Source organism: Denitrobacterium sp. (assembly GCF_056180635.1).
In genome coordinates this window covers 1-3,767 of record NZ_JAZZJS010000044.1, presented here as the reverse complement: position 1 = coordinate 3,767, position 3,767 = coordinate 1, and the positions used below count along the sequence as shown (strand labels likewise).

Below are 3,767 nucleotides of genomic sequence, written 5' to 3'. Positions count from 1 at the left end.
GGAGATGCTCGACCAGCAGGCGATACGAGCTCTTGCACGCAATGCCGTCCACCTCTGCCTCGCTGTCGAGCGCGGGAACCACATCTCCATAGCCGGAATGACGGAGCGGCTGCTTCGGCACGAACGCGACCTTGCCGCTGTTCGCGTCGACGACGGCGAACACTTCCGGCGATCCTCCCTCGACGACGTCCGACTCGCGCAGGTATTTACCCGTGTCGGCACGTACGAGGAACGCGCCCGCCGTCTCGTCGAGCATGAACGCCTCATCGACCAAGCCGTCGCGCACGATGACGTTCGCCATGCCGAGCGCGAATGCCGCATCCGTACCGGATTTGATGGGAATCCATTGATCGACCTTCGCAGACGTGACGTCGAAGAGGTTCGACACCTGGACGATCTTGCAACCGCGCTCGCGTGCTTCCATGAGCATGTGCGTAGTCTCGCCAGGACGAGTGAACGCAATCGGGTTCGCCGCCCAGATGACGATCATGTCGTTGCAATTGTTCAGCAGATACTTGTTGTTGGAAATGACGCCGTACATGTCGGAGAGGCTCGCCAGAATGGGACCCATATCAATGGAAGGGCCCTCGAGGCGAGTTGCACCGAAAGCATTCGTGAAGCGCATTGCCAAATCGAAATTCGTGGAACGGTCCGCGCCGGGAACGCCGCACCAGAACGTGTTCACAATGGTGGAAGCCGGGCCGTATGCGTCGGCCGCCTCCTTCATCTTGGCGCTAATCTCGTCGAGCGCCTGATCCCAGCTGATTTCCTCCCACTGACCGCTGCCACGCTCTCCCACGCGCTTCAAGGGATGAAGCAAGCGGTCTTCCGCATAAGGAATTTTGCCGGACATGATGCCCTTGCTGCAGATGCGGCATCCCGGATGCGGACCAGGGAGATTCGCACGTTGCGTGCGAACGATCTTTCCATCCTTGGAATGAACTTCTAGAATGCAATGCTCGTGGCACCCGAAGCCCTGGCAAGGATTGTATGTGACCCTTTCTTCCATTCTTCGCCTTTCTCTCTTCTCCGATTATGCAGGCTTTGCTTGGATTCCCCTTGATGCCAATGTCAGCCTGTCTCTCTAGAAAACACTATAGGACCTGCGAATTCGTAGTAAAAATAGCAATTTGAGAGGGTCCTACGTAAAACGCAATAACCCCTACGAGAATTACTATAGCGGCAGGTTTCTGGCTTTATCGCGCTTTGGTAAACTACGCCTAGGAAGCCATCTGGACGCATTCGGCTCCCTTCCAATGAGACCGTATCCACAGGAGGATTTGCATGGATATAGAGCTCATGCGCGAATTCGTCGTTTTCTCGCGCTATTTGAACTTCAGCAAAGCAGCCAAGCAGCTGAACATGGCCCAACCAACTTTGTCGAGCCATATAGCGAGCATGGAAAAAGAACTGCGGATGGAACTTGTCCACCGTGGCAAGATCATCAGTCTGACACCTGCGGGAAAACGCTTTTGCGCTAATGCGGAGCGTCTTGTGTCAGACTATGATGCGACCATCGCCACGTGCCTCGACATTGCCGCGCAAAAGGCAGGGACTATTACGTTTGAGCGCCCTATCAGGCAAGGAGGGCTCGACCGCGAATTCGATTACCTGCTGCTTCTCTTCCAGGAACGACATCCTGCAATTGTCGTGAATAAGCGTTCTACACCCGATCTTTCACTGCGAGACATCCTTACGACGGGCTCTTCGGACGTTGCTTTCGTTTTCAATGACTCTATCGAGCTTTTCGGAAGCAAGTTCTCCGAGGATATCGTCTGCCTCCCTGTGCCCGACCGCAAACGCGGCCCATATTATCTTTGGCTTGATGCCTCGCACGAACTTGCCCAAAAGAGCGAGATTCATATTAACGAGCTCGGCGGATGCAAATTCCTCATTCCCTCATCGATTCGCTACCAGAGCCTCGAGAATCTCACAAAGATCGGCGCGGATATTACCAACCAGCCAGTCAAATGCTCCTATTGGCCTGGATCGTACGAGGAATGCATCCTTCATATACGACCCGACGAGGCGATGATTGTGAACGAGAGCGAGTTGAGGCATCCTGCATACTCCCTTACTCCTAATCGGATCAGCGTGCCACTTCTGGGCCTCGAAGAACTCATCAAGCCAAGCTTCGTGATGTTGAAGAACAATGTCTCCCCCGCGCTCGAACTGTTCGTATCTTTCATCGAATCGCTTGAATAGATCTTGAGAGCCTCAGCGTCATGTTTACACGAGCCCAAATAAGCAAACTGCGATGGAGCAATATGAGTTAGCGGCAAGGCATATGCTGCGCTTATTCATGTTCTCGAATCGTGCTATCATCCCATTACGAAACGCAAAGTGCCACAAAGGAGCCCCTCATGTCTGATTACATCATCGCAACAGCATCCACATCCGACCTTCCGCGCACATGGCTCGATGCTCACGATGTGCCCTTCATCGCCTACAGCTACACCGTCGGCGACAAGGTCTTCGAAGACGATTGCCGCGAAGAGAGCCGCGAGGCCGTGTATGCCGGCATGCGCCAGGGCGACCTGCTGAAGACGTCGATGATCACCGAATACGCCTACATCGAGTTCTTCAAGAGCTTGCTTGAAACAGGTAAGGATGTCATTTTCTGCGACATGTCCGAAAAGATGTCGACGTCGTACCAGAATTCGCTGAACGCCGCAGACGAGGCGCGCAAGCTCTTCCCCGACCAGCAGCTCTACGTCATGGACACGCGCTGCATCTCGGGTGGCCTCGGCACGCTGGTCGTGCACATGGTCGCGCTCAAGGAGAAGGGCGCGAGCTTCGAAGAGGTAATCGCCTGGGGCGAGGAGAACAAGCTGAAGATCGCCCATCGTTTCACCGTCGATGACCTGAATTACCTGAAAGCCGGCGGGCGCGTGTCGAATGCTTCGGCCCTCATCGGCACGGTTCTTAGCATCAAACCGGTCCTGTATGTCCCCGATGCCGGCACGCTCGACGTGGTGAAAAAGGCGCGCGGGCGCAAAGCCGCACTGAAAACCATCTTAAGCGGCATACTGAACGACCTCTCGAAGATCGACCCTACGGGCACGGATATCCACATCCTGCATGCTGATTGTCGCAAGGATGCCGAGTTCATCCGCGACGAGGTGAAGAAGGCGTATCCGCAGGTCGGCGAGATCACGATCACGAGCCTTGGCGTCGTCATCGGCGCGCACTGCGGTCCCGGCCTGCTCGCCGTGTTCTACCTGTGCTCGGGGCGCAATCCCGAATAGGCATCCCGCCAGCCGTTCATTTGCCACGCCTCCCCCGCCCTTGCTACAATCGCGGCGTTCGGGAAAGCGCCAGCGGCAAAAGGAAGGTGGCCTCATGAAACGCTCACGCTATGTTGTTGAAGCAACGGGCTCAAACGGCGAACCTTTGCTCTACAACACCGAAAATGGCGCATTCGTGCAGCTTGATGAAGCTGCGTACGATTCGTGGCAAAAGGATTCCATCGCCGGCGAGCTTGCGGGCGCGCTCGCGGCGCTCGGCTTCCTTACCGAACGTTCCGACGATGAGCAACTCGCCATCCAACAGCAGCTGTTCGACCTGCAGCGCACCGACGCATCGTGCTTGAAGCTCTGTATCATCCCCACGTACGCCTGCAACTACCGTTGTCCGTACTGCTACGAGCTCGGGCACAACAAAACCAAGGGCAAGATGGGCGAGCGCATCATGGACGAAATCATGGCATTCGTCCAGTTCAGATTCGAGCAGGATGCGTTCAACGAGATCTACATTCAATGGTACGG

The 3,767-nt window shown here is 55.7% G+C and carries 4 protein-coding genes; 3 read left to right on the top strand and 1 reads right to left on the bottom strand.

Going from position 1 to position 3,767, the window contains the following annotated elements:
* A partial coding sequence (locus tag AC04P6_RS04165) for a molybdopterin-dependent oxidoreductase (protein WP_475565339.1) occupies nt 1-853 on the bottom strand: 853 nt, incomplete at its 3' end.
* Nucleotides 854-1,284: 431 nt separating this feature from the next.
* On the opposite strand from AC04P6_RS04165, the gene AC04P6_RS04160 reads away from it, so the two are divergent.
* From AC04P6_RS04160 to AC04P6_RS04150, 3 genes are all read left to right on the top strand, one after another.
* The gene (locus AC04P6_RS04160; RefSeq protein ID WP_475565338.1) at nt 1,285-2,205 is read left to right on the top strand and encodes a LysR family transcriptional regulator; all 921 of its coding nucleotides are present in this window, start codon (nt 1,285-1,287) and stop codon (nt 2,203-2,205) included.
* Between the two features lie 158 nt (nt 2,206-2,363).
* Complete coding sequence (locus tag AC04P6_RS04155; protein ID WP_475565337.1) at nt 2,364-3,248, top strand: DegV family protein; 885 nt, start codon at nt 2,364-2,366, stop codon at nt 3,246-3,248.
* A 94-nt stretch (nt 3,249-3,342) separates the two neighbouring features.
* On the top strand, nt 3,343-3,767 hold a 425-nt coding region (locus tag AC04P6_RS04150; RefSeq protein ID WP_475565335.1), incomplete at its 3' end, for a hypothetical protein.